This window comes from Chryseobacterium luteum (assembly GCF_000737785.1).
In the GTDB taxonomy this organism is placed as follows: domain Bacteria; phylum Bacteroidota; class Bacteroidia; order Flavobacteriales; family Weeksellaceae; genus Chryseobacterium; species Chryseobacterium luteum.
Genome location: NZ_JPRO01000001.1, coordinates 623428 through 649880 on the forward strand (window position 1 = coordinate 623428; position 26453 = coordinate 649880).

The 26453-nt window shown below is 39.4% G+C and carries 27 protein-coding genes and 1 riboswitch; of the genes, 15 read left to right on the forward strand and 12 right to left on the reverse strand.

The window, feature by feature from the left end; all coding sequences use genetic code 11:
- Positions 1-77: 77 nt before the first annotated feature.
- Both IX38_RS02905 and IX38_RS02910 read left to right on the forward strand, forming a co-directional pair.
- A complete protein-coding gene (locus IX38_RS02905; RefSeq protein WP_034701350.1) occupies positions 78-863 on the forward strand; it encodes a (Fe-S)-binding protein in 786 nt (261 codons plus the stop codon).
- A 103-nt stretch (positions 864-966) separates the two neighbouring features.
- Positions 967-1455 carry a hypothetical protein gene (locus tag IX38_RS02910; protein WP_034701351.1) on the forward strand — a complete coding sequence of 163 codons (489 nt, stop codon included), beginning with the start codon at positions 967-969 and terminating at the stop codon, positions 1453-1455.
- 19 nt (positions 1456-1474) lie between these two features.
- Here the strand turns inward: IX38_RS02910 and IX38_RS02915 are convergent, their stop codons facing one another.
- Both IX38_RS02915 and IX38_RS02920 read right to left on the reverse strand, forming a co-directional pair.
- Positions 1475-2083, reverse strand: coding sequence for an acyltransferase (locus IX38_RS02915; RefSeq protein WP_051884419.1), 609 nt, complete (start codon positions 2081-2083; stop codon positions 1475-1477).
- Positions 2070-3302, reverse strand: coding sequence for an oligosaccharide flippase family protein (locus IX38_RS02920; protein ID WP_034701354.1), 1233 nt, complete (start codon positions 3300-3302; stop codon positions 2070-2072). Before IX38_RS02920 ends, IX38_RS02915 begins: the two co-directional genes overlap by 14 nt.
- A 71-nt stretch (positions 3303-3373) precedes the next feature.
- Here IX38_RS02920 and IX38_RS02925 point away from each other — a divergent pair, with 71 nt between their 5' ends.
- The gene (locus IX38_RS02925) at positions 3374-3898 is read left to right on the forward strand and encodes a hypothetical protein (RefSeq protein ID WP_034701355.1); all 525 of its coding nucleotides are present in this window, start codon (positions 3374-3376) and stop codon (positions 3896-3898) included.
- A 66-nt stretch (positions 3899-3964) separates the two neighbouring features.
- A complete protein-coding gene (serS, locus tag IX38_RS02930; RefSeq protein ID WP_034701357.1) occupies positions 3965-5233 on the forward strand; it encodes a serine--tRNA ligase in 1269 nt (422 codons plus the stop codon).
- Positions 5234-5315: 82 nt separating this feature from the next.
- Here the strand turns inward: serS and IX38_RS02935 are convergent, their stop codons facing one another.
- The 9 genes from IX38_RS02935 to IX38_RS02975 form a co-directional block, all read right to left on the reverse strand.
- The gene (locus IX38_RS02935) at positions 5316-6092 is read right to left on the reverse strand and encodes a hypothetical protein (RefSeq protein ID WP_034701360.1); all 777 of its coding nucleotides are present in this window, start codon (positions 6090-6092) and stop codon (positions 5316-5318) included.
- A gap of 107 nt (positions 6093-6199) precedes the next feature.
- Positions 6200-6955: a sulfite exporter TauE/SafE family protein gene (locus tag IX38_RS02940; protein WP_034701362.1), complete on the reverse strand. Its 756-nt coding sequence runs from the start codon at positions 6953-6955 to the stop codon at positions 6200-6202.
- A complete protein-coding gene (locus IX38_RS02945; RefSeq protein WP_034701364.1) occupies positions 6946-7398 on the reverse strand; it encodes a FixH family protein in 453 nt (150 codons plus the stop codon). Before IX38_RS02945 ends, IX38_RS02940 begins: the two co-directional genes overlap by 10 nt.
- Positions 7399-7461: 63 nt before the next feature.
- Complete coding sequence (ccoG, locus tag IX38_RS02950) at positions 7462-8916, reverse strand: cytochrome c oxidase accessory protein CcoG (RefSeq protein WP_034701365.1); 1455 nt, start codon at positions 8914-8916, stop codon at positions 7462-7464.
- Positions 8917-9011: 95 nt separating this feature from the next.
- Positions 9012-9893: a cbb3-type cytochrome c oxidase N-terminal domain-containing protein gene (locus tag IX38_RS02955; RefSeq protein WP_034701367.1), complete on the reverse strand. Its 882-nt coding sequence runs from the start codon at positions 9891-9893 to the stop codon at positions 9012-9014.
- Positions 9894-9903: 10 nt separating this feature from the next.
- Positions 9904-10104 carry a cbb3-type cytochrome oxidase subunit 3 gene (locus IX38_RS02960; RefSeq protein ID WP_034701368.1) on the reverse strand — a complete coding sequence of 67 codons (201 nt, stop codon included), beginning with the start codon at positions 10102-10104 and terminating at the stop codon, positions 9904-9906.
- A gap of 16 nt (positions 10105-10120) precedes the next feature.
- Positions 10121-12382 (reverse strand): cytochrome-c oxidase, cbb3-type subunit I, encoded by a 2262-nt coding sequence (gene ccoN, locus IX38_RS02965; RefSeq protein ID WP_034701370.1) that lies wholly within the window; start codon positions 12380-12382, stop codon positions 10121-10123.
- A 5-nt stretch (positions 12383-12387) separates the two neighbouring features.
- Positions 12388-12612 carry a cbb3-type cytochrome oxidase assembly protein CcoS gene (gene ccoS / locus IX38_RS02970; RefSeq protein WP_034701371.1) on the reverse strand — a complete coding sequence of 75 codons (225 nt, stop codon included), beginning with the start codon at positions 12610-12612 and terminating at the stop codon, positions 12388-12390.
- 109 nt (positions 12613-12721) lie between these two features.
- Entirely contained in the window at positions 12722-15100 is a 2379-nt protein-coding gene (locus tag IX38_RS02975; RefSeq protein WP_034701738.1) for a heavy metal translocating P-type ATPase, read from the reverse strand.
- Between the two features lie 89 nt (positions 15101-15189).
- Here IX38_RS02975 and IX38_RS02980 point away from each other — a divergent pair, with 89 nt between their 5' ends.
- The 11 genes from IX38_RS02980 (at position 15190) to IX38_RS03030 (ending at position 24117) form a co-directional block, all read left to right on the forward strand.
- Positions 15190-15903, forward strand: coding sequence for a Crp/Fnr family transcriptional regulator (locus IX38_RS02980; protein ID WP_034701373.1), 714 nt, complete (start codon positions 15190-15192; stop codon positions 15901-15903).
- 63 nt (positions 15904-15966) lie between these two features.
- Entirely contained in the window at positions 15967-16782 is an 816-nt protein-coding gene (gene panB, locus IX38_RS02985) for a 3-methyl-2-oxobutanoate hydroxymethyltransferase (protein ID WP_034701375.1), read from the forward strand.
- Positions 16783-16785: 3 nt separating this feature from the next.
- The gene (locus tag IX38_RS02990; protein ID WP_034701378.1) at positions 16786-17109 is read left to right on the forward strand and encodes a hypothetical protein; all 324 of its coding nucleotides are present in this window, start codon (positions 16786-16788) and stop codon (positions 17107-17109) included.
- A 3-nt stretch (positions 17110-17112) separates the two neighbouring features.
- Complete coding sequence (locus tag IX38_RS02995; RefSeq protein ID WP_034701381.1) at positions 17113-17790, forward strand: RluA family pseudouridine synthase; 678 nt, start codon at positions 17113-17115, stop codon at positions 17788-17790.
- Positions 17791-17935: 145 nt separating this feature from the next.
- Positions 17936-18033, forward strand: a riboswitch (TPP riboswitch).
- Positions 18034-18092: 59 nt separating this feature from the next.
- A complete protein-coding gene (thiS, locus tag IX38_RS03000; protein WP_034701383.1) occupies positions 18093-18299 on the forward strand; it encodes a sulfur carrier protein ThiS in 207 nt (68 codons plus the stop codon).
- Positions 18300-18324: 25 nt separating this feature from the next.
- Positions 18325-20136, forward strand: coding sequence for a phosphomethylpyrimidine synthase ThiC (gene thiC, locus IX38_RS03005; RefSeq protein WP_034701385.1), 1812 nt, complete (start codon positions 18325-18327; stop codon positions 20134-20136).
- Complete coding sequence (locus IX38_RS03010) at positions 20133-20729, forward strand: thiamine phosphate synthase (RefSeq protein ID WP_034701386.1); 597 nt, start codon at positions 20133-20135, stop codon at positions 20727-20729. Before thiC ends, IX38_RS03010 begins: the two co-directional genes overlap by 4 nt.
- 38 nt (positions 20730-20767) lie before the next feature.
- Positions 20768-21382: a thiamine phosphate synthase gene (locus tag IX38_RS03015; protein WP_084680178.1), complete on the forward strand. Its 615-nt coding sequence runs from the start codon at positions 20768-20770 to the stop codon at positions 21380-21382.
- Positions 21379-22158 (forward strand): thiazole synthase, encoded by a 780-nt coding sequence (locus IX38_RS03020; protein ID WP_034701388.1) that lies wholly within the window; start codon positions 21379-21381, stop codon positions 22156-22158. Before IX38_RS03015 ends, IX38_RS03020 begins: the two co-directional genes overlap by 4 nt.
- Before the next feature lie 11 nt (positions 22159-22169).
- A complete protein-coding gene (gene thiH / locus IX38_RS03025; protein WP_034701389.1) occupies positions 22170-23288 on the forward strand; it encodes a 2-iminoacetate synthase ThiH in 1119 nt (372 codons plus the stop codon).
- 118 nt (positions 23289-23406) lie between these two features.
- A complete protein-coding gene (locus IX38_RS03030) occupies positions 23407-24117 on the forward strand; it encodes a HesA/MoeB/ThiF family protein (RefSeq protein ID WP_034701390.1) in 711 nt (236 codons plus the stop codon).
- A gap of 69 nt (positions 24118-24186) precedes the next feature.
- Here the strand turns inward: IX38_RS03030 and IX38_RS03035 are convergent, their stop codons facing one another.
- Positions 24187-26406, reverse strand: a complete 2220-nt coding sequence (locus IX38_RS03035; protein ID WP_034701391.1) for an outer membrane beta-barrel family protein — start codon at positions 26404-26406, stop codon at positions 24187-24189.
- Between the last annotated feature and the right edge of the window lie 47 nt (positions 26407-26453).

Consider the following 26453-nt stretch of genomic DNA (forward strand, 5'->3'; position numbering starts at 1 on the left):
AGCAATGTACAAAAGTATTTTAGCTTGAAAATTTTAAAATACATTTTACATTAATACAAAATACATTTTACAATTAAATGGATTTCAATATAAAAACAATGGCAGAATATGCTGCCGAAGGAAAATCACCTGAAGTATTATTTTGGGTGGGATGTGCCGGAAGTTTTGACGACCGCGCCAAAAAAATCACGAAAGCATTTTGCAAGATATTAAACAAAATAGGAGTTGAATTTGCAGTTCTGGGGCAGGAAGAAAGTTGCACCGGAGATCCCGCAAAAAGAGCAGGAAATGAATTCGTATTTCAGATGATGGCACTGACCAATATCGAGGTTCTGAATGCCTATGAAGTGAAAAAGATCGTGACGGCCTGCCCTCACTGTTTTAATACCCTGAAAAATGAATATCCAAGCCTGGGAGGACATTATGAAGTGGTTCACCATACCCAGTTCCTTAAAACATTAATGGAAGAAGGAAGGCTGAAGATAGAAGGAGGAGCTTTTAAAGGAAAAAAGATTACTTTCCATGATCCTTGCTACCTTGGAAGAGCAAACAACGAATATGAAGCTCCAAGAATTCTTCTTGAGAAACTGGATGCCGAACTTGTAGAAATGAAGCGTTGTAAAACCAACGGCCTGTGTTGTGGAGCAGGAGGTGCACAGATGTTCAAGGAGCCTGAAAAAGGAAATAAAGACATCAATATCGAAAGAACGGAAGAAGCATTGTCTTTCGAGCCTAAAATTATTGCTACAGGATGTCCTTTCTGTAATACGATGATGACGGACGGTGTGAAGCATTTTAACAAAAACGGAGAAGTAGCCGTAAAAGATATTGTAGAACTTCTTGCAGAAGCTGAGGATCTGTAAAAGCTACATCAAAATAAGTAAAAACTCAGGCTCGGGCTTGGGTTTTTCTTTTGTTACAAACTCAGGAATATTTCTTAATTTTATACTTTAAAACCGACAGGATATGAAAATTGAAGAATCTAGTATAGTAGAAACAAACGATTACAGAGTCATTATATACCCGGCGTCCAGACCTTTTGAAACCAAAGAGGCCAAAGCCATTACCGAAAAGCTTTTCGACTTCCTGGCGACCTGGGCGGCACACGGAAAACCGCTTTCTTCATCATTTAAAATTGAAAAAAATCAATTTATCGTGGTATGTGTGGATGAGGAGAAAGAAATGGCTTCAGGATGCAGTATTGATGCCTTAGGAAAGATTATGCGCGAGATCGATGAAGAATACCAGCTTGGACTTTTCGACAGGATGAAGGCCAGCTTTGTACAGAACGGACAGGTAAAAACATTGAAACTTCAGGATTTTAAATCTCAGCTGAGAAGCGGTGAACTTCCAAAAGATATCCAGATATTTGATTTTTCTAAAAATACATATCTGGACTTTTTAAGCCACTTTTTGCTGCCATTGGAAAAAAGCTGGGCGGCAGGCATAGCTTAAGCAGATAAAAAACAGTCGATCAGAACTTTAGATTGAGGCCTTCAGGCAGTTTTCGGTTGAAAACAGTCTTTGTAAAGTCTTCAATGTAAGGTTCTTTTTGTTTGATGACCTTACAGGGATTTCCCACTGCAATTGAGTTGGAAGGAATGTCTTTAACCACAATAGAACCTGCTCCGATCACTACATTATCACCTATTTTTACCCCCGGAAGGATTACAGAATTAGTGCCTACGAAAACGTTATTTCCGATAATGATAGGCCCGCACTCATCATGAACACTGTGGTCATTATGATTGTGGTTGGCAGATATCAGGGAAGTTCCCGCTCCGAAACCTACGTTATTTCCGATAATAATACCATTGTTGGCCTGGATATAAATATTGGGATTATCACCCGGATCACATAAAATTCCCTTTTTAATTTTCTGATAGCTTCTGATTTCCGAAGTAAAATGTACAGGCCATGGAACTTTTCCATTGATCCTCAGTATTTTCTGCGGAACCAGATAGTAGAAAAAAAGCACATGAGGAAGCAGATAATCATACTTCTGCCGGTAATACTCCGGATAGAAAAAATTATTAATTCTATGGAAGATCTGGTATTCAATAAATTTTTTAATCGGATTCATTTTTCTTCAAAATAAACATGATGTAAAAATACAAAAATCCATAGCCGATAAACAAAAATCCCGAAAAAATCCCCACCAGATAACTGATTCCCATTTCCTTTCCGATAAAAATGGCCGCTATATTGGCCAGGAAAAGATAAATATTAAAAACCAGGGCAACATTGTTCCGCTTTAAAATCGTTAAAATATCTGAAATAGGATTGATAAGACTTCGGGTAAGATATCCGAAAGACATCAGGAAAATGAACAGTCCGAGGTGTTCCCAGTTTTTATTGAAGAACAGTTGCAGAATAGGGATACCAATCACATTAATAATGACATACAGGGCAAAAATGATATAAAAATTCATCAGGCTCATCTTCTTGGTATAGGCAAACAGCTCATTTTTGCTTTTACCTTTGTTATTGATTTCTGCAGCTTTCGGATAGTAAACTGTAGCAATGGAAGATGAAATCAGAAGAAGGGGAACAGACATTATTTTTACCGCTAAAGAATATTCTCCCAGCAGGGAATCTGCAAAATAAAGCGATATAAGGATTGGCATAATATTGTTTCCTAGGGCATTGATCAGCGTAGAAGGATAAGAATATTTAAAAAGCTCAGGCCTTTTCTTCGCGTTGGCAATATAGCGCTTCACATCAGGTATTACAAAATATTTCCTTGAGCAATAAAGAGCGGCAAAAAAAGCGGCAATATACCCAATGAGACTGCCTATAACAAGTCCGTTTTCAATCTTAATAAATACAAATATGACCTGAAACACAAAGCTTACTACAGAATCTACGATCGTCAGTACGGATACCAGCTTGAAAAGTTTCTTTTTTGCCAGAAGAAACTTCGCGTTATTCGTAAATAAGTAGATGAATCCTGTACATATTCCAAGAAATAAAATGTTTTTAGGAATATCGAAAGGAATAAATACCAGCAGGAAAGCTAAGAGCATCACTGCTGCCGAGACTATACCCGCAGCACTGAAATTATTATTCACATCCTGCTCATTAGCCTCAAGCATGATCATATGTTCCTGTGCAAGGCTCAATACCACGGTAAATATGCTCATAATACTTAAGTAGATACTGAAAATGCCATACTCGGAAGAACCGTAATATTTTGCCAGCAAAAGTCCTCCGATCACCAAAACGAACTTGGAAATAAAGTTTCCCTTAAAGATGGTGGTGATGTGGCTGCCGTTTAATCTTTTGAGTTTGTTTAAAAACATGGTAAAATATTACGAGAACAAATATATAATTATACATTTGCATAAAAAAGATTATTGAAAATTAACGGAAGATGAAATTCAAGCTGAATCATATTTTAATATTTAAACTTATAGCTATCCTGTTTTTAACGGTTTCATGCGGAAGCGATGATGAATCTTTACAGAGAATTGATCAGATCCTGAATATCTATGTAAAAAACAGTGCCGGACAGGACCTTCTGAATGCAAAAAAGAACGGATCCTATTCTTCCTATGCCGTGAATGATGCTTTTGGTGTCGCGGATGTTGCTCCCGTATCCGTACCTCTGAAAATGACGACAGATTCCATCTACTACTTTGAATATTTAAGAGGTGCAAAAAGGAGAACAATGGACTCGCTAAGCCCTGATAACAGAACTTATCATTCCAAACTCGCTTTTGCGTTGAGCAGAACAGTGAATAATGTGGTGGTAACGACTGTTGATTCTATGGAGATCAAGTATCGCTGGACACCGTCGGTATTCCAGGTTTCTGAGGTCCGTTACAACAATCAGATCGTATTTACCAAGGCTGCGGATGCACCCGATGCTATAAATACCGTTACTATCATAAAATAATTTAAATTTGCAAAACTGTTAGCTTAGTATTTAAGTTTAACATCTAATATTTAACATCTAAATAAAATGTTACAAGTCAATTTTTTGCGCGACAATAAAGAACGCGTTTTAGAAGGTCTTCAGAAAAGACAATTCAAGAATCTTGGGTTGGTAGACGATGCTGTCGCTACCGACGACGAAAGAAAAAGAATTCAGTTTGAATTAGATTCCCAACTTGCTGAAATCAACAAAATATCCAAAGAAATTGGACTTTTGATGAAGGAAGGAAAAAAAGAAGAAGCGGAGTCTGCAAAATCTAAAACAGCGCAATTTAAAGAGTCGAGTAAAGAACTACAGTCCCAATTAGATGTAACGGAAAAGGCTTTACTGGATATTTTATACCAGATTCCAAATGTCCCGTTTGAATTAGTGAAAAGCGGAGCATCTGCAGAAGACAACGAGAATATTTTTCAGTCTCACGATGTGGAAGGGCTTGGTGAAGGTGCTATTCCTCACTGGGAGCTTGCCAAAAAATATAACCTGATCGATTTTGAATTGGGAGTGAAGATTGCCGGTGCCGGTTTCCCTGTTTATCTGGGTAAAGGAGCAAGGCTTCAGAGAGCTTTGGTTCAGTATTTCTTAGATAAAAATGTTGAAAAAGGGTATATGGAGGTCAATCCTCCTCACGTTGTGAATGAAGCTTCAGGATATGGAACTGGGCAACTTCCGGATAAAGAAGGACAGATGTACCATATCGGTATTGATGATTTGTATCTGATTCCTACGGCAGAAGTTCCTGTAACCAACCTTTACCGAGATGTTCTGTTGGAAGAAAGAGATCTTCCGATCAAAAATACGGCGTTCTCTCAGTGCTACAGAAGAGAAGCAGGAAGCTACGGAGCTCACGTAAGAGGTCTGAACCGTCTTCACCAGTTCGAAAAAGTAGAAATCGTAAGACTTGAAAAACCTGAAAACTCTTATGCCGCTTTAGAAGAAATGGTAGAGCACATTAAAGAAATTCTTACAGACCTTGAACTTCCATTCAGAGTGTTGAGACTTTGCGGTGGAGACACTGGTTTTGCAGCAGCGATGACCTATGATTTTGAAGTATGGAGTGCTGCGCAGGAAATGTGGCTGGAAGTAAGTTCTGTATCCAATTTTGAAACCTTCCAGGCTAACCGTCTGAAATGCCGTTTTAAATCTGAAGGTAAATCTCAGTTAGTTCATACCCTGAACGGTTCTGCAATGGCTCTTCCAAGAATTATGGCAGCATTGCTTGAGAACAACCAGACAGAAGAAGGAATCAGAATTCCTGAGAAAATTGCAGAATATGCGAGATTCGATCTGATCAACTAGAAGAATATTTCTAATATATAAATAATCCCCTTTCGGCTTTGAAAGGGGATTTCTTTATGCATTTATAGTTAAAAAACGGAAATTATTCTGTTGTGATAACCACTTTTTTATCTTTATTGACAAGATTTTTGCCGTCCACAAGATCGTTGGATCTTATGGTAATCTCAATAGTTTTGTCATCAATCTGCTTTACAAAATCATGTTTTCCTTCAATACTTTTGATCGGTTTCTGGAACTTCAGGGTATTGGTAAAGGTAAGATTGAACATTCTAAGCATTCCCGCCATTCCGGAGGCCATTTGCTTTCCGTATGCTTCTACAGAATCATTTTTGGTTTTAGGAACTGTTTTTTCTTCCGGTTCCTTTTCTTCCAGCATTTTAATAATTCCGTCAGAATTGAATTTGTCAGTATTAATGGTCAGTGATTTGCCATTCCATACCGCAACATCCTGTAAAGGGATCTTTTTCAGGCGTTTGTCGCTGGCCAAAAGCTGGGTGATTTCCGAGGGCATGAGCTTATCATATTTAAGGGAAAGACCAACTATCTCGTTTTTGTCTTTATCCACTTTCATGTAGACTTTTTTCAGCACCTTTGCGGAATCTTCATTCAGGGTTACTTTTCCATGCTTCTGAACATTGTAAAGACTCGTCCAGTCAGTAGGCAGCTTGTCCAGATCATTCAGTTTCTTTGAATCCGGTCCCATCATGCTCATCATTCCCATTACACTTTTGTCCATAAGGATATTAGACTTCATGCTGGTTGCTGAGTCCTTATAATAGGTAGTTTCTGTATTGATAGAGCAGGACTGAAGAACCATAAAGAGAACAACGGCCCATAAAAATTTCATCTGTTTACTCATTGGTAAAATTTTTACTGTTTTATTATCTATTACAAAACAGATACCAACTAAAAACCGGATGAAACTTCATCCGGTTTTTATTTTTTTAATGATTGTAATTAATTTTTTTAATGACAGTTGGATGAACTGTGATCGTGTCCTTCAATGTGGCAGCTGCCATTATGGTCTTTAGAAACTGTCATGGCTTCGGCTCTCGGTGAGATATAAGGAATTCCCAGTTCAAGGCCTCTCAGGATAAATAATCCTCCTAAAATAATCATAATAACAGGAACCGCTTTTAAAATTTTAATTCTGAAAGCCTGATTCATCAGGTTTCCGGCCAGAACTACGGCAAACATGAATGGAAGTGTCCCAAGCCCGAATAAAGCCATATATGAAGCTCCCTGCCATATTCCTCCGGCTGCCAGGCTGGCTGTAAGAGCCATATAAACCATTCCGCAAGGAAGGAAGCCGTTAAGAAGTCCCGTTGTAAATCTGGAACGGTAATCTGCTTTCTGAAGAAGCCTTCCTAAATTTGATTTTACTGAAAACAGGAATTTAGAAAGAAAAGGAATCTTAGAGGCAAAATCTTTTCCGCCAAACGAAAACAAAGCCATAATAATCAGAAGGATTCCCGCAATGATCGTAAGATACTGCTGAAAACCCGCCATTTCAAAGCCTTCTCCTACAATTCCCAGAATGGCTCCTAACAAAGAGTAAGTGAAAATCCTGCCGAACTGATAGGTGAGATTCTGAAGATAAAAGTTGGTGGCCTGCTTTTTAGTCAATCCCATCGATAAAGCAATAGGTCCGCACATTCCGATACAGTGAAAGCCGGAAGCAAATCCCAATGCAATTGCCGATAAAATAAGTCCTATTTCCATATCACATCATAATCCATTCTATAGTCTGTTTTATCTTTCGTCCACATCAGTCTCAAAGTGTAATTTCCTACTTTTAATACCTGTCCCGGTATGAAAATAGACTGAGCGGCATCAAGCTGTACAGATTTTTTTATATCTAAATTCTGGTCGTCGGTTCTGTTTAAAACAAATTTTACCGTAGTATTGGTATTGTTGTATTCTTTTGGAAAAGCAATCTTAATTCCGTTTTTTTCCTGGCTGTAGACCGGCTTTTCTTTCAGATCGTCAGCTCTTTTTTTAGCATCAATTACATCCTGGTATTTAAGCTCCTCTTCATAATAATTATCGGTTACCATTTCGGAATTCTTCTGCCCGTTCGGGAAAAGAAACAGCATGGATAATATAAAAACAATGAATGCAAATAATGCAATTACAACACCGTGTCCCCAACTAAAGTTTTTCATTTCTTCCGGATTTTTTATCTGTTTCGTACCTCCATAATTTTTTGAATTATAGAGATTTCTTAATTAAAATTGCAATTTGAATGGCCCTTCAAAATACGTCTGATAAGAATCTATAAGCTTACCTTTCATATCATATACGCCGATGGTGATATTCTGTTTTGAAAGTTTCATATCATTTTCAGGGAAGCTGATATTGATTGTTCCTTTCGAAATTTTATCCCGGTCTACCTGGATCTTGCTGGATGCACTGTAGATAATCTCACCGTGAGCAGGCTCAATCACTTTTATTGTAACGATCTTTTTATCGTTGGTTTTATTAAGGAATGTGTAATTGTACGTGTTGGTGATCTTACCGTCTCTTACAAAAAATGTACTTCCTGCCGGTTTGATGAATTTTGCTTCCATTTCACCCCTGCTGTAAAGAAGGAACCCTAGGAATCCAACCAACAGAACAAGAACCACGGCAAAACCTTTCATTCTCCCCGTAAATTTAAATTGAGTCTGATTTTCAATCTCATTTTCAGAAGCATATCTCACCAGTCCTTTCGGAAGGCCTACTTTTTCCATTACTTCATCACAGGCATCAATACAGGCGGTACAGTTAACGCATTCCAGTTGCTGCCCGTCCCTGATGTCAATTCCTGTAGGACAAACAACCACGCACTGATGGCAATCGATACAGTCGCCTTTTCCTGCAGCCTTACGGTCTTCCCCTTTTCTCCATTTGGATCTGTTTTCTCCTCTTTTAAAATCATAGAAAACGTTAATGGTATCTTTATCAATCAAAACACCCTGAAGTCGTCCATAAGGGCAAACCAAAGTACAAACCTGCTCTCTGAACCATGCAAATACAAAGTAAAAGGCAGCCGAGAACAGCACCATTACTATGAAATTGGTAGGGTGAGCAAATGGCCCTTCTGATATGATTCTTAATATTTCCTGATAACCGACAATATACATCAGCATAAAGTGGGTGATAATCAGGGAAATGATAACATAAACCGTCCATTTCAAGCTTCGTTTCCAGATCTTTTCAGTGTTCCACTCCTGTCTGTCCAGCTTCATCTGCCTGTTTCGGTCACCCTCAATAAGATATTCAATTTTACGGAAGATAGATTCCATAAAAATTGTCTGAGGGCATATCCACCCGCAGAAAATTCTTCCGAACGCAATCGTAAAAATGATAATGAATATTAAGGATGCGATAGCACCTAAAGTAAGGATAAAAAAGTCCTGTGGATAGAAAGGCTGTCCGAAAATGTAAAACTCCCTATCAATAACATTAAATAAAAAGAATGGGTTGCCATTAATCTTGAGGAATGGCACCGTAAAATAAATAATTAATAAACCATAGCTTACAATGTTTCTATAATTGGTGTATTTCCCTTTTGGTTTTCTCGGGAATACCCATTTTCTTTTCCCGGATTGCTCCATTGTCCCGATAGAATCTCTGTAAGTCTCAGGATCCAGAACCTGTCCCTGTCCGCCTCGTACTTCTGTTTCTTCTATGTCTGACATATTGTAGTATATTTAAAAAAGAAAAAACATAATTCGTTACTATTTTAATCTAATAACAAATTATGTTTTTTTCATATGTTTTCTAATTTTTTAAATTATTCTTTTTCCCAATGCGCTTCGGTTCCCTGAGGGGCTGCCCCTCCCTGAGCCTGCGTCACCGGTGGTTGTTCCTGGTTGATGTGATATACATAAGCTGCAATCTTTTCAATCTCTGCACCTGAAACCTCTCCGTTTTTACCGAAGGCTCTCATCGCAGGGTTAGTAGGAGAACCATTCCAGTCCATGTGGAAAACATTTTTAAATAAAGTTTTCTCAGGCTGGTTGATCCAGAAGTTATCGGTAAGGTTCGGACCTATACCACCGCTTCCGTCTTCCTTGTGACAAGATGAACAGTTGGTTTTGAATAGCTCTTTTCCTTCTGCGATATTATCTGCAGAGTATTTCGCCGTTTCTATAGTTACAGGAGGCTGATTCTTTTCGTATTCTGCAATACTGGCCATCTGCTCCTTATATTCCTGCTCATATTCGCTCAACGGGTGTGCGAAGTCTGTGAAAGAGTAAGCTGCAATGTATACAATACAAAAAGCAGTCCCAAAATAGAATAATCCTACCCACCATTTTGGAAGCTGATTGTCTAATTCCATAATTCCATCGAAACCGTGGTCAATAAGGATATCCTTTTCTTCCGTTTCAGATTGCTTTTTGAATGCAGCATCGTACATTCTTCTCAGGAATGGTACTTTCTTTTCTGTTAAATAAGCTGCTTTTTCTTCCGGAGATAATTTTTTGAATTTATTGTTTTCAATCAAATCTCCAATTGCACTGTGGATGTATGCCAAAATAGCACTGATCACTACAGTTCCCCAGAAGTAAGGTGAAGCTAGGAACGAATAGCTCTGTACAAACAAATAATAAAAAACTATTAGAAGTCCAGTTATTATTAAGATGTTTACAACAACAGGTGTTCTTTGTTTCATAATAAATAGTTTAATTTTTTAAATTAAAATCGTCATCCTCATCATCCCCAAGTGGAGCTTCTTCTTCCTCTCTGTAATATTTTTTAGGTCTGCTAAAAACATAGATTACCAGAGCTACGAAGAACAGCATAAAGAAAATCAGAGCCAGCGTCTGGTAGAGACCAGCGTTTTCTGTATTGGATAATATATCTTTAAAGTTCTGAGGAATCATGTGAACCTTTTAATGTTTAGTTAGTACTTGCTGTTTTTATTTCTGTGGTCTTGATATCTGTACCCAATCTCTGAAGATAAGAGATAAGAGCTACAATTTCTTTTTTCTCCAGTTCTCCCTGAGGTCTCTTAGCATACGCTACCTTAAGGTCATTGGCTTCAGAGAAGATATCTTTTACGATTTTCGTTGCCTGGTTGTCTGCCCATTTGTTGGCAGAATCTATTTCAGCTTTCGTATAAGGAACGTCAAATACATTCTTCATCAGTCTCATTTTGTCTACCATCTTGGATCTGTCCAGGTTGGTGGCAATTAACCAAGGGTAACGAGGCATGATAGAACCTGCAGAGGTAGATCTTGGGTTGTACATGTGCTTGTAATGCCATGAACTTGGGTTTTTACCTCCTTCTCTATGTAAATCCGGTCCTGTTCTCTTAGAGCCCCATAGGAATGGTCTGTCGTATATAAATTCTCCCGCTTTGGAATACTGTCCGTTCTTACCGTTGAATCTTGTGATCTCATCCCTGAACGGTCTGATCATCTGGGAGTGGCAGGCATTACATCCTTCACGGATATAAAGGTCTCTACCTTCCAGTTCAAGCGGTGAATAAGGTTTTACTGCTGATATTGTCGGTACACTTTTCTTTAAAGACAGGGTAGGGATAATTTCAACCGAACTACCGATGGAAATAGTGATAAAAGATAAAATACCTAATAATACCGGCATTCTTTCAAGCCATAAGTGAGTACCTTCACCTTCTTTACGTTTGTTTCCGATGTTAGCCAAAGCAGGTGCTTCTGCAGGAACTTCTTTCTGGAATGAACCTTTTCTTACCGTAGCAATTACGTTAACGATCATCAGGATAGCTCCTGAAATATAGAATAGACCTCCCACGAATCTCATCTTGAAATAAGGGATGATAGCAGTTACCGTATCCAGCCAGTTTTTGTACATCAAAGTACCGTCCGGATTGAACTGTTTCCACATCAAACCTTGTGTAAATCCTGAAATATACATGGGTACTGCATAGAAAATAATTCCTAATGTCCCTAACCAGAAATGCCAGTTAGCTAATTTTACAGACCAAATTTTTGTTCTCCACATAATGGGTACCAGGTAGTAGATAACTCCGAATGCCATGAAACCATTCCATCCAAGAGCTCCTAAATGTACGTGACCGATAACCCAGTCTGTAAAGTGACCAATTTTGTTGATATTTTTAGTGGCTAAAAGCGGACCTTCAAATGTTGCCATACCGTAACATGTAACTGCTACTACGAAGAACTTAAGGATAGGGTTTTCCCTTACTTTATCCCAGGCTCCTCTCAGCGTAAGAAGTCCGTTTAGCATTCCTCCCCAAGACGGTGCGATAAGCATGATAGAGAAACCAGTTCCCACAGCCTGCGCCCATGCAGGAAGAGCTGTATACTGAAGGTGGTGAGGACCAGCCCAGATATACACGAAAATTAATGACCAGAAGTGAATAATAGACAGTTTATAAGAGAAAACCGGTCTGTCTGCTGCCTTCGGAAGGAAGTAATACATCAAACCAAGAACCGGAGTCGTCAGTACGAATGCAACCGCATTGTGGCCGTACCACCACTGTACAATAGCGTCTTTTACCCCCGCATATGCCGAATAAGATTTCCAGCCTGCGAAAGATAAAGGAACCTCAAGGTTGTTGAAGATGTGAAGCATTGCTACGGCAATCCAGGTACCGATATAGAACCAGATGGCTACATAAAGGTGTCTCACTCTTCTTTTTGCAATCGTCAGGAACATGTTGGCCCCGAAAATGATCCATGAGAACGCAATCAATATGTCGATCGGCCACTCGTGTTCAGCATATTCTTTTGAAGTATTGATCCCCATAAAGAACGTAATGAATGTAGCAACGATCATAAACTGCCAAGTCCAGAAATGTAACCAGGATAATGTATCACTGTACATTCTTGTTTTTAATAATCTCTGTAATGAGTAATAAATACCGGTATAAACGATATTACATACAAATGCCCAGATTACGGTATTGGTATGAAGCATTCTGATTCTACCAAAACCAAATGCACCATGGGTGTTTATTAACCCTTGAATATTGCCTGATGCAAGACTCTTGATGGTCGTGTCATCAGTACCGAATATAAATTCCGGTAATTCAGGGTAAAAAAGCATTAATGCCGCCGTAAGCCCGAACGTAAATCCTATAAGACCGAAAACCAAGGTCGCATAAAGGAACGCACGGACAATACTGTTGTCATAACTAAACTTTTGTGTTTCCATATCAACTATTCACTTTTTTCTTCAATTTTATTATTCTCTCCTATTTTTTTCTCGTCTTTATCTTTGTTGCCTTCTTCCTTTTCCTTGATTTCTCCACTATCAAAAAGGATTCTGACAGCCGGAGATTCATCGTCTTCAAACTGTCCTTTTCGGGCATACACTATAAATACGACCAAGAAAATCGCAGCCAAAGAAACACTGCAGAGGATCATTAAATATAGAATATCCATTGGACAACAAAATTAACCTATTTTCGGGGTTCAAATTTAGTGAAAAATAATGACATTCATCACGAAATGCGGATTTCAGCTAATTTAAAATCAGTCTAAATAAGGGCTTCTAAGCCTGTTTTTTGAAATATTTCCGACCCAAAATCCAGGTGGAAAGAGTAGTGAATGTAACCACTGTAATGGAACTGATTGGCATGATGATTGCTGCAAAAAGCGGATGCATATGTCCTGTAACTGCGTAACTTAAACCAACAATATTGTAGAGAAAACTGATTATGAATGTCATTTTTACAATAGTAATTGATCCTTTGCACACATTCAGGTACTTGTCTAGCATAACTACTTTATCCCCATTCATGATGACATCGGAGGAAGGAGTGAAGCTGTTGGTGTCATCGGCAATAGCGATTCCTACATTACTCTGTTTAAGGGCTCCTGCATCATTCAGTCCATCTCCCAGCATAGCTACTTTCATATTCTGATCCTGAAGATTTTTGATGTAGTTGAGCTTATCTTCCGGGCTCTGGTTGAACGCCATTCCCTGGTGGTTCGGGATCAGTTGTTTAAGCTGGTTTTCTTCAGAAGAGTTATCGCCGCTCAGGATGAATATTTTGTAGCTGGTAAGCTTGGTAAACAGTTCTTTTAATTTCGGACGGTATTCATTCTTAAAAATAAATTTGCCTAAGAATTCACCATTTTTACTTATGTAGACGGCGGTTTCAAGATTTTTAGGTTCCTGATTATTGTAACGGGCAGAACCTATTTTATAAACACTTCCTCTTACGCTGGCTTCATATCCTTTTCCGGAGATTTCCTTGAAATTTTCAACAGTGAAATAGTCGTCATTTACCTCGATAAATTCATACAGAGATTTAGAAAGCGGGTGGTTGGAATTCTTTAATAAAGTTTTGATATTCAGGCTGTCAAATTCATTGATTTCAGAGCCGTCATATCTGATGTTTGATTTTTTTCTGTGGGTAATGGTTCCTGTCTTATCAAAAACAAGAGTGTCAAGTTTTGCAATCTTTTCAATCGTCAAGGTATCTTTTACGTAAAACTTATTACGCCCTAAGATTCTCATGATGTGCCCGAAAGTAAACGGGGCAGATAACGCCAGCGCACAGGGACATGCAATGATAAGAATGGCTGAAACAACCTGAAACATAGTGTTCAGATCAATGAAAGACCAGTAAATTCCGGAGATCACTGCGATGCCTAAAATGATGAATGTGAAATATTTGCTGACGTTATTGGTTAACGTATCAAGTCCTGTTTCATGCTTTTTGAAAGCTTCCTTATTCCAAAGCTGTGTCAGATAACTCTGGTCAACATCTTTGATTACTTCCAGCTCCAGGGAAGAACCAATCTGCTTTCCTCCTGCAAATATCTTATCCCCGGGCTGTTTGCTGATGCTTTCACTTTCTCCGGTGATAAAACTGTTGTCTATATTTCCTTCCCCATTAATGAGAATAGCGTCTACCGGAATGATCTCCTGGTTTCTTACCAGAATCCTGTCTCCCACTTTGATTTCAGAAAGAAGAATGTTGTCCTGCTTTCCTTCAAAATCTACTTTGGTAACGGCAATAGGGTAGAATGATTTGTAATCTCTGTCGTATGACAGCGCGCTGTAAGTTCTTTTCTGGAAAATTTTCCCCATAAGCATAAAGAACAGCAGTCCGCATAGGGTGTCAAAATATCCCGGTCCATAATTAGTAACAACCTCATAGATACTTCGTCCGAAAAGAACGAAAATCCCAAGAACAATCGGGACATCAATATTGACGATCCTGTTTTTTAATCCATACCAGGCAGATTTATAATAATCCGAAGCGGAATAAAATACAACCGGACAGGCCAAAAGGAACATCAGTGTTCTGAAAAGTCCTTTGTAATGCTCCATCCAATAATCCTCGCCGCCTACATATTCAGGAAAAGCAAGGAACATTCCGTTTCCGAATGCAAAACCTGCAATCGCAAATTTTATAAGGAGAGATTTGTCGAGGTGATCTACATTTTTATCGGCAGTTTCGAGGCTAATAACGGGCTTGTAGCCAAGATTGGTTAAGAAATTAGCTAGTTCGCTTAATTTTAGATCGTTATGATTGAATGAAATCTGTAAGGTCTTTCTGGTAAAATTGACCTGCGAATAATTGATGTGCTCATTCAGGGTGTGAAGGCTTTCCAATAGCCAGATACATGAAGAACAGTGAATTACAGGAATTTTAAAAGTGACAAGACTGGTGCTTCCTTCTGAGAAGTCAGTCACTTTTTCGAAGATCTCCGGAGTGTCAAGATAATCGAACTGGGTAGAGTTCTCATCATTGGGACGGATACCAGCCCTTTTATTGAGTTCGTAGAAATTAGTTAAATCATTGAGATTCAGAATTTCGTAGACGGACTTGCACCCGTTGCAGCAGAAAGTCTTTTCATCAAATAAAATTCGCTCCTTTTCTATACCTTGACCACAATGAAAACAGTTCTCGTTCACCACCATAAAATATTGAACTACAAAATTATAACAAATTTTTTTGTTTATCGAGTTAAAAAGTTCTATTTTTGTGATAAATGTCATATAAAATGTCGCAGGAACAACAGATTGTAATTGAAGAGAGGTTCGCCAGAGTTTTTAATGATAAATCATTTAAGGAAAGACTTTCTAGCATTGATTTTGAAAAATATATAAACAGCAAGAAAAAATTAAGTTTTCAGAAGCATGATACCATTTTCGAGGACGGGGAAACACCAAAAGGAGTATACGTTTTAGAAAAAGGGGCTGCCAAGCTTTCCAAGTCCGGAGCTTTTGGAAAAGACCAGATCTTAAGATTTATCAAAGAGGGGGATATTATCGGCTATCGTTCATTACTTTGCGGGGAAAATTTCCAGGCAAAAGCTGAGGCTATGACAGACATTGAGTGTATTTTTCTTCCGGCAGATGTTTTTATGTATCTTCTGGAGGTAGATCCGAAGCTTTCCTTTGCAATGCTTCAGAAAATTTCTTACGAACTGGGAGAATCATCCAATACCATTACCTTCCTTGCACAGAAAACGGTAAGAGAGAGACTTGCAGAAATCCTGATTCTTCTGGAGCAGAAATTAGGAGTAGATCCTGAAGGGTTCATTAAAATTTCGCTCACCAGAGAAGAAATTGCCAACATTATCGGGACTGCCACAGAAAGCGCCATCCGTTTGATTTCTGAATTCAAACAGGACAGTCTCATAGAAGTAGACGGAAGAAACATCAAAATTCTGAACCACGACAAACTGATGAAACTAGGTCACGTAGTTTTATAACAATCATACAAAAACTTAAGTCGGCGAAAGCCGACTTTTTAACTTTTAAAAAATAGATACATTATGTCTGTTCACTCTGAAATTAAAAAAGTTACGACTGAAACCTTGCGGAAAATGAAATTCGACAAGGAAAAAATAACAATGCTGACTGCCTACGATTTTACCACTGCAAAAATGGTGGATGCCGGAGGTGTGGATGCTATTTTGATAGGAGATTCGGCAGCCAACGTGATGGCTGGTTTTGAAACGACCTTGCCGATCACCCTGGATCAGATGATTTATCATGCGCAAAGTGTTGTTCGTGGAGTTGACAGAGCTCTTGTGGTAGCCGATCTTCCATTCGGAACCTACCAGAGTAATCCCGAAAAAGCATTGGAGTCTGCAGTAAGAATGATGAAGGAAGGAGGGGCTCATGCCGTAAAAATAGAAGGTGGAAAAGAAATATCAAAATCTATTAAAAAAATCATCAATGCCGGAATTCCTGTAATGGGACATCTGGGATTGACGCCACAGTCTATCTACAAATTCGGAACCTATAAAGTAAGAGCTAAAGAAGAGGCGGAAGCTGAAAAACTGATCAGTGATGCACAGCTTTTAGAAGAATTGGGATGTTTCTCAATCGTTTTAGAAAAAATTCCTGCCGATTTAGCCAAAAAAGTATCAGAAAGTATTACGATTCCGACCATCGGAATTGGAGCCGGAGCAGACTGTGACGGACAGGTTCTTGTATACCACGACATGGTTGGAATGAACAAAGGTTTCAGCCCGAAGTTTTTAAGAAGATACCTTGATCTGTACACGGAAATTACCGGAGCAGTTGCCCAGTACGTGAAAGATGTGAAAAGTGTTGAGTTTCCTAATGAAAATGAAAGCTACTAATTGATGATGAACCAACAACAATCTCTTCAGGGAATCTTATCAATCGCAGCAATTATATGCATGGCGGTAGGATGGTTTAACTTATTCTCTCCGGAGATCAACGAGCTTCTGTCCAGAAAAGTTTTTTATGTATTGATAGGAGCTAGTTTCTTCGTTCAGGCACCTACACTTACCAATAAAAACTTTATGTATGGGATGTATGCAGCAGCGGCGATTTGTGTAATCGGAGCATTTATGCCGGCAGACTCTAAACTTTCAATGCTTAAAACAATAGGTCTTCTTGGAGGAATTATTCTTTCTTTTACCAACAGACCAGGGCGTTCGTAATGTATGGAAGAGCAGATTGTATATGAAGACAACCATCTTTTGGTCGTTAACAAAAAAGTAGGACAGCTTGTTCAGGGCGATAAAACCGGTGATGAATCTTTACTGGAGTCCATTAAAAATTTTATAAAAAAAAGGGATAATAAGCCGGGAAATGTCTTTCTCGGCCTGGTCCACCGTATAGACCGCCCAACATCGGGTCTGGTCATTTATGCCAAAACTTCCAAAGCACTTTCCCGTCTTACCCAGATGGTAAAAAACAGGGAGGTCAAAAAAACCTATTGGGCAGTTGTGGGAAAAGAAATGATCCCGCAGAGCCAGAGGCTTGTTCATTACTTAAAAAAGAATGAAAAGAACAATAAAGCGATTGTCTTTCCAAAAGAAACTGAAGGGGCAAAAGAAGCAATTTTGACCTATCATGTTATTAAGACATTAGATAATTACATACTTCTTGAAATTGATCTGGAAACCGGAAGACACCACCAGATCCGTGCCCAGTTGTGGAAAACCGGAGTTCCGATCAAAGGAGATCTGAAATATGGAGCACCACGTTCGAATCCTGACGGCGGAATTAATCTTCATGCAAGAAAACTGGAGTTCATTCATCCGGTCACCAAAGAAAAAATAGAAATTGTAGCAACCGTACCGCAGAATGATGCGATCTGGAGAGCTTGTGAAGAGTAAAATGACTTGATTCAATCTTTATTTTTCGGTCAGAAATTTAAATACAGAAGCTTTTAAAAATAATATGAGGCCATTTCAATATTGAGATGGCCTTTTCATTTTAAACAAATCAATTTTGTCTCTTCTGAAAAAATACCTACCTTCGTCACAACTTTAGGGGTGTCTGTAGATATACGGACTGAGACTTTACCCTTTGAACCTGATCTGGATTATACCAGCGTAGGGAAAAGTAAATGACTTTTGCTGTACATTTCTATTGTACAATAACAGCCATTCCTAAAGTATATTTTAAATAATTAGGAATGGAACTTACAATCAACCACACAACGAAAACATTTGAAGTACTTCCCGACAATCTGGAAGCGCTGATGGCTATGGAAATACCCGGAAAGAAAAAAGGGATAGCCGTAGCTCTCAATAACCGTATTATTCCGCTGTCCGCTTGGGCAGAAACAATCCTTAAAGACAAAGACTCAGTGTTAATCATTACTGCCACTCAGGGCGGATAACTCTCATTTAATAATACACAAACTTATGGCTCATTCAATCACCTGTTCGCCATTTCCGAACGCCAGGAAAATTTATGTTGAAGGAAAAATACATCCTGTCAGCGTAGCAATGCGTGAAATTTACCTTAGCCCCACAAAGCTTAGCAACGGGACTATGGAAGATAATCCTCCAGTCACTATTTATGATACCTCGGGACCTTATACGGACGAAAATGCATCCATTGATATCATGAAAGGGCTCCCAAGAATCAGGGAACAGTGGATACTGGACAGGAAAGATGTGGATATCCTGAACGGGATCACTTCAGAATATGGAAAGGCCCGCCTTGCAGATCCACGTCTTAATGAGCTGCGTTTCGCGTACGATCACAAACCTAAGGTAGCCAAAGAAGGATTTGAACTTACCCAGCTTTATTATGCAAAACAGGGAATCATTACTCCTGAAATGGAATATGTGGCGATCAGGGAAAATCAACGGATCGGGCAGCTGGAAACAGTGCCGAAAGAAATGGCATTTCAGCATCCCGGAAACAGCTTCGGGGCCAATACTCCTAAAGGTAAGATCAGCCCGGAGTTTGTAAGAGATGAAATTGCCGCAGGAAGAGCAATCATCCCGAATAATATCAATCACCCGGAAAGTGAACCAATGATTATCGGGCGTAATTTCCTGGTTAAAATCAATGCCAATATAGGAAACAGTGCCGTTTCTTCGAGCATTGAAGAAGAAGTGGAAAAGGCAGTCTGGGCTTGCCGTTGGGGAGCAGATACCATCATGGATCTTTCCACAGGTAAAAACATCCATGAAACAAGAGAGTGGATCATCAGAAACAGCCCGGTTCCTATTGGTACGGTTCCCATTTATCAGGCTCTGGAAAAAGTAAAAGGAGTTCCTGAAGACCTTACCTGGGAAGTTTTTAAGGATACTTTAATCGAGCAGGCAGAGCAGGGAGTATCTTACTTTACTATACATGCCGGAGTTTTATTAAGATACATTCATCTTACCGCTAAAAGAGTAACAGGAATTGTTTCAAGAGGAGGTTCCATCATGGCAAAATGGTGTCTTTATCACCATAAAGAAAACTTTTTATACACCCACTTTGAAGAGATCTGCGAGATCATGAAGAAATACGATGTGGCCTTCTCACTGGGAGACGGGCTTCGTCCGGGGTCTATTGCAGATGCCAATGATGATGCCCAGTTTGCAGAACTTGAAACTTTAGGCGAGCTGACTAAAATAGCATGGAAGCACAACGTACAGGTGATGGTCGAAGGGCCAGGCCATGTACCGATGCATATGATCAAAGAAAATATGGATAAGCAACTGGAAGAATGCCACGAAGCTCCGTTTTATACTTTAGGACCTTTGACTACAGATATTGCACCGGGCTACGACCATATTACTTCAGGAATCGGAGCGGCTATGATCGGCTGGTTCGGATGTGCGATGCTGTGTTATGTAACCCCGAAAGAACATTTGGGTCTTCCAAACAAAGAAGATGTAAAAGTTGGAGTGATTACTTACAAATTAGCTGCCCATGCTGCAGATTTGGCAAAAGGTCATCCGGGTGCCCAATACAGAGACAATGCATTAAGCAAAGCCAGATTTGAATTCAGATGGGAAGATCAGTTCAACCTTTCATTAGATCCCGATACAGCAAGAGCTTACCATGACGAAACCCTGCCGGCAGAAGGTGCTAAAATAGCGCATTTCTGTTCCATGTGCGGACCAAAATTCTGTTCCATGAAAATTACCCAGGAGATCCGCGATTCTGCGGAAAAAGGGATGTTGGATAAATCGCAGGAATTTATTGAAAAAGGAAAAGAAATTTATATATGATCCTTGTTGTCACCCCTGAAACAATAGTTCGTAATGAGACGGAGATTATCAATCAGATGTTTCAGGAAGGGCTGGATCTGCTTCACATAAGAAAACCTATGTTAAACCGGGAAGAGATAGCCCTTTTCCTGTCCCGTATTGATGAGAATTTTTATCCTCAACTGGTATTGCACGGATATTATGATTTAGGGAAGGATCATGATATTTTCAGGTTTCATTTCAGGGAAGACGACCGGAATACCGGAATCTATAAATCTCATGCAGAACAAGGTGTTCTTTCAACGTCCGTTCATACTATTGAAACCTATAATGCATTGGGAAAAGAATGGGAATATACATTTATAAGTCCTGTTTTTCCGAGTATTTCCAAAAAAGGGTATGGTGAAGAGTCAACTGTAATGGAGGAAATGAAACAGAGAAACAATCCGGACGTAAAATTGATTGCTCTGGGAGGAATTAATGAAAACAATATCAACAGGGTATTTGAAAACGGAGCAGACGGAGCCGCACTTCTGGGAGCTGTTTGGGAGAATGATCAGCCGTTAATTGCATTTAAAAAATGCCGGCAAAAATACCTTTTGTCTCAGATATAAACAGAAAAAGCGAAATTATACATCATTCAGGTTTAATAATGGAAAAATTACAATACATATCACAGGGACAGACGAGGCAGGAACAGGAACAGAATATCCGTACTGCCTTGGACAATGGTATACAATGGGTTCAGGTTCGCTGGAAAAATGCTTCCCAGAAAGAATTAAATGAACTCTGTGTAGTTTCAAAAAAACTCTGCTCAGAGTATCAGGCGGTTTGTATCATCAACGATCATGTTCAGATCGCAAAAGAAATTGATTCTGATGGCGTTCATCTCGGCTTGGATGACCTGTCAATTGATAGTGCCAGAGAGATTTTAGGCAATAATAAAATGATTGGAGGTACGGCCAATACCTTGTCGGATGTGATCAAAAGAATAGATGAGCAATGTGATTATATTGGTCTTGGTCCTTTGAGATTTACAGCCACTAAAGAAAAACTCAGCCCGGTTTTAGGATTTGCAGGCTACCGGAACATCATCAATAATTTAAAAGAAAAATCAACCACCATTCCGAAGATTTTTGCGATCGGAGGCGTTATGCTGGAGGATATAGGACTATTGCAGCAGATCGGAATATATGGAGTTGCAGTGTCAGGACAGATCACCAGCCGTCCGTCCATTATCAGTGAATTTAAAAAAGCAATGATATGAATAATCAGAAATTAATAATAGCAGACAGAATATTTAATTCAAGGCTGTTTCTTGGAACCGGAAAATTCGGAAATCTGCATGAAATGGCAGCATCTGTAATCGCTTCAGGTACAGACATGGTCACCATGGCACTGAAAAGAATAGATTCCGGGGCCGCAGAAGACGGATTGCTGGATTCATTAAAAGAAACCAATGTTCATCTTCTGCCCAATACCTCAGGAGCCAGAACGGCAAAAGAAGCCGTACTGGCAGCCCAGCTGGCAAGAGAAGCTCTGGAAACCAACTGGGTGAAATTAGAGATCCATCCGGACCCGAAATATCTCCTCCCTGATCCCATTGAAACCCTGTATGCCACGGAAGAGCTTGCTAAGCTTGGTTTTATCGTAATGCCGTACATTCATGCAGATCCTGTTCTGTGCAAACGTCTGGAAGACGCCGGAACAGCGGTAGTAATGCCTTTGGGTGCTCCTATTGGGACGAATAAAGGGCTGAGAACAGTAGATTTTCTTGAGATCATCATCAGCCAGAGCAATGTTCCGGTGGTTGTAGATGCCGGAATCGGGGCACCTTCTGATGCCGCAAAAGCAATGGAAATGGGAGCGGATGCCGTTCTTGTCAATACCGCAATTGCTGTGGCAAGAAACCCCGTCAATATGGCTTTGGCCTTTAAAGAAGGCGTTATTTCCGGAAGAAGAGCCTTTGAATCAGGTTTGGGTACAGTCACTGATCATGCCGAGGCATCAAGCCCCTTAACCTCTTTTTTATTTGAATCATAAAGCAGAAAATAATGAACAGCTTTAAAGATGTTTTTGAACGCTATCATTGGGATGAGGTAAAAATCAGGCTTGAAAAAATTACCCGTTCCGACGTTCTGAACAGCCTTCAGAAGAAGCATAAAACCCCGGATGACTTTCTGAACCTGCTTTCTCCCGCTGCGGCTGAAGAATTGGAGCTAATGGCAAAAATGACCCGCCAGCTTACCCAGAAACGTTTCGGGAAAACAATCCAGCTGTATGCACCCATGTACCTCAGCAATGAATGCCAGAATATCTGCACCTACTGTGGTTTCAGTCATGATAATAACGTAAGGAGGAAAACCCTTTCCGATACGGAACTGATGGTAGAAGCCTCCGTTCTGAAATCTATGGGAGTCAGTCATATACTTTTGGTGAGTGGTGAAGCCAATAAAGCAGTGGGAATCTCTTATTTTCTGAATGCAGTCCGCCTGCTGAAACCTCATTTTGCTAATATCTCGATTGAAGTACAGCCCTTATCCGAAGAAGAATACCTGCAGCTGCATCACGAAGGTGTTCATTCCGTTTTGGTTTATCAGGAAACCTATCATCAGGAGGTTTATAAAGAGTATCATCCCAAAGGAAAAAAATCAAACTTCCATTTCCGTCTGGACACCCCCGACAGAATAGGAAGGGCAGGCATCCATAAAATGGGGCTCGGTGTATTGCTCGGGCTTGAAGACTGGCGGGTAGACAGTTTCTTTAATGCTCTCCACATTGATTATCTTCAGAAAAAGTATTGGAAAAGCCGTTTTTCCGTTTCGTTTCCGAGGCTCAGGCCGGCAGAAGGCATCATTGAACCCAATTTCATCATGGAAGATAAACACCTGCTCCAATTGATCTGCGCCTACAGAATATGGAATGAAGATCTGGAAATCTCAATATCCACCAGGGAAAGCGAAAGATTCAGGGACAATATCATATCACTCGGGGCTACAGCAATGAGTGCCGCTTCAAAAACAAATCCGGGTGGCTATGCTGTAGACGTTGAATCCCTGGAACAGTTTGAAACCAGTGACGAACGCAGCATGGAAGAAGTGAAAAACAGCATCAGAAAAGCAGGCTACGATCCGGTTATGAAAGATTGGGATTCTGCATACAGCGGATTTTAAAGAATTTTAAACCATTAAGAGCATTGAAGTAATTAAGTTTAATTAAGAAAAATCAAATAGATTTTTACATCTTAAAGTTCAGCTCACCTTAAATCTTAATGGTTCAAAACAATTATGCATGAAAAGTAAAGATATTTTTGCACGGTACAGCCGGCAGATATTTATAGAAGAAATAGGCTTGGAAGGACAAAAAAAAATCATGTTGTCCAAAGTGCTTGTCGTTGGGGCAGGAGGTTTGGGAAGTCCCGTTATTCAGTACCTTGCAGCAGCCGGAACCGGAACTTTGGGCGTGGCAGATTTTGATGAGGTAGAACTTCACAACCTGAACCGCCAGACCATTCACACCGAAAATACGGTCGGAGCTTCAAAGGTCAAAAGTGCAGAAGAGTTTGTGAAAAATCTTAATCATCAGGTAAAATTTATTGGAATTGAAATTAAAGTTGATGGATCGAACGCAGAAAAAATCCTTTCACAGTATGATATCATTGTGGACGGCTCGGATAATTTTACATCCAGATATCTCATCAACGACACCTGTGTGAAACTGAACAAGCCTTTAGTCTACGGAAGCATTTTGGGCTTTTCAGGACAGGTTGCGGTTTTCAATTATAAAGGCGGTAAAAATCTCAGGGATCTCTTTCCTGAGCCACCCTTTGATGAAGATGTCCCCGACTGCGACAGTCTCGGAGTTCTGGGTGCACTGCCGGGCATTGCAGGAAGCATGATGGCGATGCAGGTTTTAAAGATGATCACCGGACTTCCTGTACATACTGATCAGTTTACCATCATTGATGCCCTGAACTGGAGGTTCCAGACCATAGATTTTTAAATGATATTGTTTTTTAAATAAATGAGGCCGTAAAATTTCTTTACGGCCTCATTTTATACAGATAAATTACTAAGGAGTTTGCATTACGCCCGTCTCCTCTTTTTTAGTCTGGTTCAGGATATTTGGATCTTCCTTCGCCAGTTTATTTCTTGTCGGAATTTTGTAGTTTAGAGAAATTCCGAAGTTTCTTGTGTCATATTTGCTTTTGATCATTACAGCCTGTCCTTCAGGCGGATTAGATCTTACCTGCATCACCTGTCCGTTGAAAATGTCATTCGCAAAAACAGAAACAGTCAAACGATTATCCATGAATTTTTTCGTCAAAGTAAGATCGAATGAATTGTTGAAAGGTTTTTCTGCCGTAAAATAGAAATACCCTGCTTTTGGAGTTAAATAACTGTAATTGGCGGTTAATTTAATGTCTTTTGGTAATATCAATTGCGTCATGATATTAAAAATCCAGAATCCTTTATTGTTCAGATTGTCAATTTCATGTTTTTGATACCCTGCGTACAAATACATGAAGTTGATTTTATCAGGATTGAAATTGAACTTCATGATCTCGCTCATTGGCTTGCTGAAAATCATAAACGGAATAGGAAGCCCGATATTAAAGTTGTGAATTTTCATGTTTGAAATATTCACCTGTTCATTAAATAGCTTTCTTCCGTCTTTTCTTATAATCTGAGCCACCTGGTTATTGGCCGAGCTTACACTGTAGCCGATAAATGCATAATCAAAAGCAGAGACTTTTATCTCATAATTGTCGAAAATGGTAGGCTGTAGATTAGGGTTTCCGGTTACTTCTGTGCTTGGACCCGAGAATGTTACGTTATTAGGGTTCAAAGCGGAAATACTTGGTAAGCTGATTTTTTTGTTATAATTGGCAGCAACATATACCTGATTCATCACGCTGTACTGCACACTTGCATTTGGAAATAATTTAAACTTATTAAAAGGGATTAGGTTAGCCTCAGTCAGATCTCCTTTTTTATCAAAAAACCGTGTAATACCGGAAATATCATAATTTTCAGCCCGCGCGCCCAAAGTGAAATCAAATTTCTTCAGTTTAGCCTGAAATTCCAGATAAGTCGAAGCAGTCTGCCTTTGGTAATCAAGGTTTGTGATTCCAAAACTTTCGGTATCGTAATCCTGCTTTTCATACAATCCTCCAAAACTTACTTTTCCGCCGTCCAGAAGTTTGATCGGTTGGGAATAATCTATTTTGAAGTTGGCGACATTCATTACAGACTTGTTATTTAAAACATCTTTTTGCCCGTTACTGCTTATTTTTTTTGTGGGGTCAAATACAAAATAACCATTCTGGGAAAAGTTGTCCTGAGCAAATTTACTGTCTGATCTGGTGTATCCAAATTGAAAATCCAGCTTTTGAGATTTATCAGCAAAACGTTTTTGATAAGTCAGAACGGCTTCCTGTCTCAAATTATTGGTATGGGCAACATCTGAAGAGTTATAAAAAGCCTCTCGTAAGTCTTCCGTATTTTTTTCAAAAGGTAAATCTCCATGACCGTCACTCCATGTGTAATTGTCATTATTGTTATGGTAAATATCGTAGTTGGCCAATAATCTGTCCTGCCCAAGATCAAAAGTCAGTCCCGATTTAGCAAAATACCCACGTCCAATCCTGTCTGTATTGGTAGATAATAATTCGTCCTGCTGACCATTCAGCATGCTTTCACGATAGTTTTGGCCTATATTCAGCTGCCATCCGAAATATTTATTTCTGGCATTTAAGTTTAATGAGTTGGTAGTTCTGCTTCTGTATTGATCATAATTCGTGAAAGAATAATTTCCCGAATAAGTTGCTGTTAAATATTTATTGGCATTCTTATTCGTAATGATATTCATGATCGCACCTCCTGAAGTGGCGGGAAATTCTGCGCCCGGCTGAGTGATTACCTCGATTCTGTCAACAGAATTGGCGGGCATTCCTTCAAGGAAAGAATTCAGTTCGTTGGTGGTAATGTTTAAAGGTCTTCCGTTAAGGTATACTTCAAGCATTTTGCCCTGGTACATCATTCCGGCGATATCCGTAGAAACAAGGCCCGGAAGTTTTTTAACTCCTTCCAGAACATTCCCGTTATTAAGCTGTGGCTGTTCAGAAAAATCAAAAATAGTACGGTCTGCTTTCTGTTCAACGGCTTTTTTAGTTTTGGTGATAACTACGCCTTCAATCTGCTTTTCCTTCTCTGAACTGTTACTGGTCTTCTCCTGTGAATAGGTAAAAATAGAACCTAACAGAGATAACGTAAGTATAGTTTTTCTCATAATACTTTTTTACTACTACTCAGTTAGACGCAGAAAAATAAGTTTTG

Excerpts from the sequence above, each read along its gene's own strand:
- IX38_RS02905 (WP_034701350.1), top strand. The coding sequence starts at position 78 with ATGGATTTCAATATAAAAACAATGGCAGAATATGCTGCCGAAGGAAAA.
- IX38_RS02910 (WP_034701351.1), top strand. The coding sequence starts at position 967 with ATGAAAATTGAAGAATCTAGTATAGTAGAAACAAACGATTACAGAGTC.
- IX38_RS02915 (WP_051884419.1), bottom strand. The coding sequence starts at position 2,083 with ATGAATCCGATTAAAAAATTTATTGAATACCAGATCTTCCATAGAATT.
- IX38_RS02920 (WP_034701354.1), bottom strand. The coding sequence starts at position 3,302 with ATGTTTTTAAACAAACTCAAAAGATTAAACGGCAGCCACATCACCACC.
- IX38_RS02925 (WP_034701355.1), top strand. The coding sequence starts at position 3,374 with ATGAAATTCAAGCTGAATCATATTTTAATATTTAAACTTATAGCTATC.
- serS (WP_034701357.1), top strand. The coding sequence starts at position 3,965 with ATGTTACAAGTCAATTTTTTGCGCGACAATAAAGAACGCGTTTTAGAA.
- IX38_RS02935 (WP_034701360.1), bottom strand. The coding sequence starts at position 6,092 with ATGAGTAAACAGATGAAATTTTTATGGGCCGTTGTTCTCTTTATGGTT.
- IX38_RS02940 (WP_034701362.1), bottom strand. The coding sequence starts at position 6,955 with ATGGAAATAGGACTTATTTTATCGGCAATTGCATTGGGATTTGCTTCC.
- IX38_RS02945 (WP_034701364.1), bottom strand. The coding sequence starts at position 7,398 with ATGAAAAACTTTAGTTGGGGACACGGTGTTGTAATTGCATTATTTGCA.
- ccoG (WP_034701365.1), bottom strand. The coding sequence starts at position 8,916 with ATGTCAGACATAGAAGAAACAGAAGTACGAGGCGGACAGGGACAGGTT.
- IX38_RS02955 (WP_034701367.1), bottom strand. The coding sequence starts at position 9,893 with ATGAAACAAAGAACACCTGTTGTTGTAAACATCTTAATAATAACTGGA.
- IX38_RS02960 (WP_034701368.1), bottom strand. The coding sequence starts at position 10,104 with ATGATTCCTCAGAACTTTAAAGATATATTATCCAATACAGAAAACGCT.
- ccoN (WP_034701370.1), bottom strand. The coding sequence starts at position 12,382 with ATGGAAACACAAAAGTTTAGTTATGACAACAGTATTGTCCGTGCGTTC.
- ccoS (WP_034701371.1), bottom strand. The coding sequence starts at position 12,612 with ATGGATATTCTATATTTAATGATCCTCTGCAGTGTTTCTTTGGCTGCG.
- IX38_RS02980 (WP_034701373.1), top strand. The coding sequence starts at position 15,190 with ATGTCGCAGGAACAACAGATTGTAATTGAAGAGAGGTTCGCCAGAGTT.
- panB (WP_034701375.1), top strand. The coding sequence starts at position 15,967 with ATGTCTGTTCACTCTGAAATTAAAAAAGTTACGACTGAAACCTTGCGG.
- IX38_RS02990 (WP_034701378.1), top strand. The coding sequence starts at position 16,786 with ATGATGAACCAACAACAATCTCTTCAGGGAATCTTATCAATCGCAGCA.
- IX38_RS02995 (WP_034701381.1), top strand. The coding sequence starts at position 17,113 with ATGGAAGAGCAGATTGTATATGAAGACAACCATCTTTTGGTCGTTAAC.
- thiS (WP_034701383.1), top strand. The coding sequence starts at position 18,093 with ATGGAACTTACAATCAACCACACAACGAAAACATTTGAAGTACTTCCC.
- thiC (WP_034701385.1), top strand. The coding sequence starts at position 18,325 with ATGGCTCATTCAATCACCTGTTCGCCATTTCCGAACGCCAGGAAAATT.
- IX38_RS03010 (WP_034701386.1), top strand. The coding sequence starts at position 20,133 with ATGATCCTTGTTGTCACCCCTGAAACAATAGTTCGTAATGAGACGGAG.
- IX38_RS03015 (WP_084680178.1), top strand. The coding sequence starts at position 20,768 with ATGGAAAAATTACAATACATATCACAGGGACAGACGAGGCAGGAACAG.
- IX38_RS03020 (WP_034701388.1), top strand. The coding sequence starts at position 21,379 with ATGAATAATCAGAAATTAATAATAGCAGACAGAATATTTAATTCAAGG.
- thiH (WP_034701389.1), top strand. The coding sequence starts at position 22,170 with ATGAACAGCTTTAAAGATGTTTTTGAACGCTATCATTGGGATGAGGTA.
- IX38_RS03030 (WP_034701390.1), top strand. The coding sequence starts at position 23,407 with ATGAAAAGTAAAGATATTTTTGCACGGTACAGCCGGCAGATATTTATA.
- IX38_RS03035 (WP_034701391.1), bottom strand. The coding sequence starts at position 26,406 with ATGAGAAAAACTATACTTACGTTATCTCTGTTAGGTTCTATTTTTACC.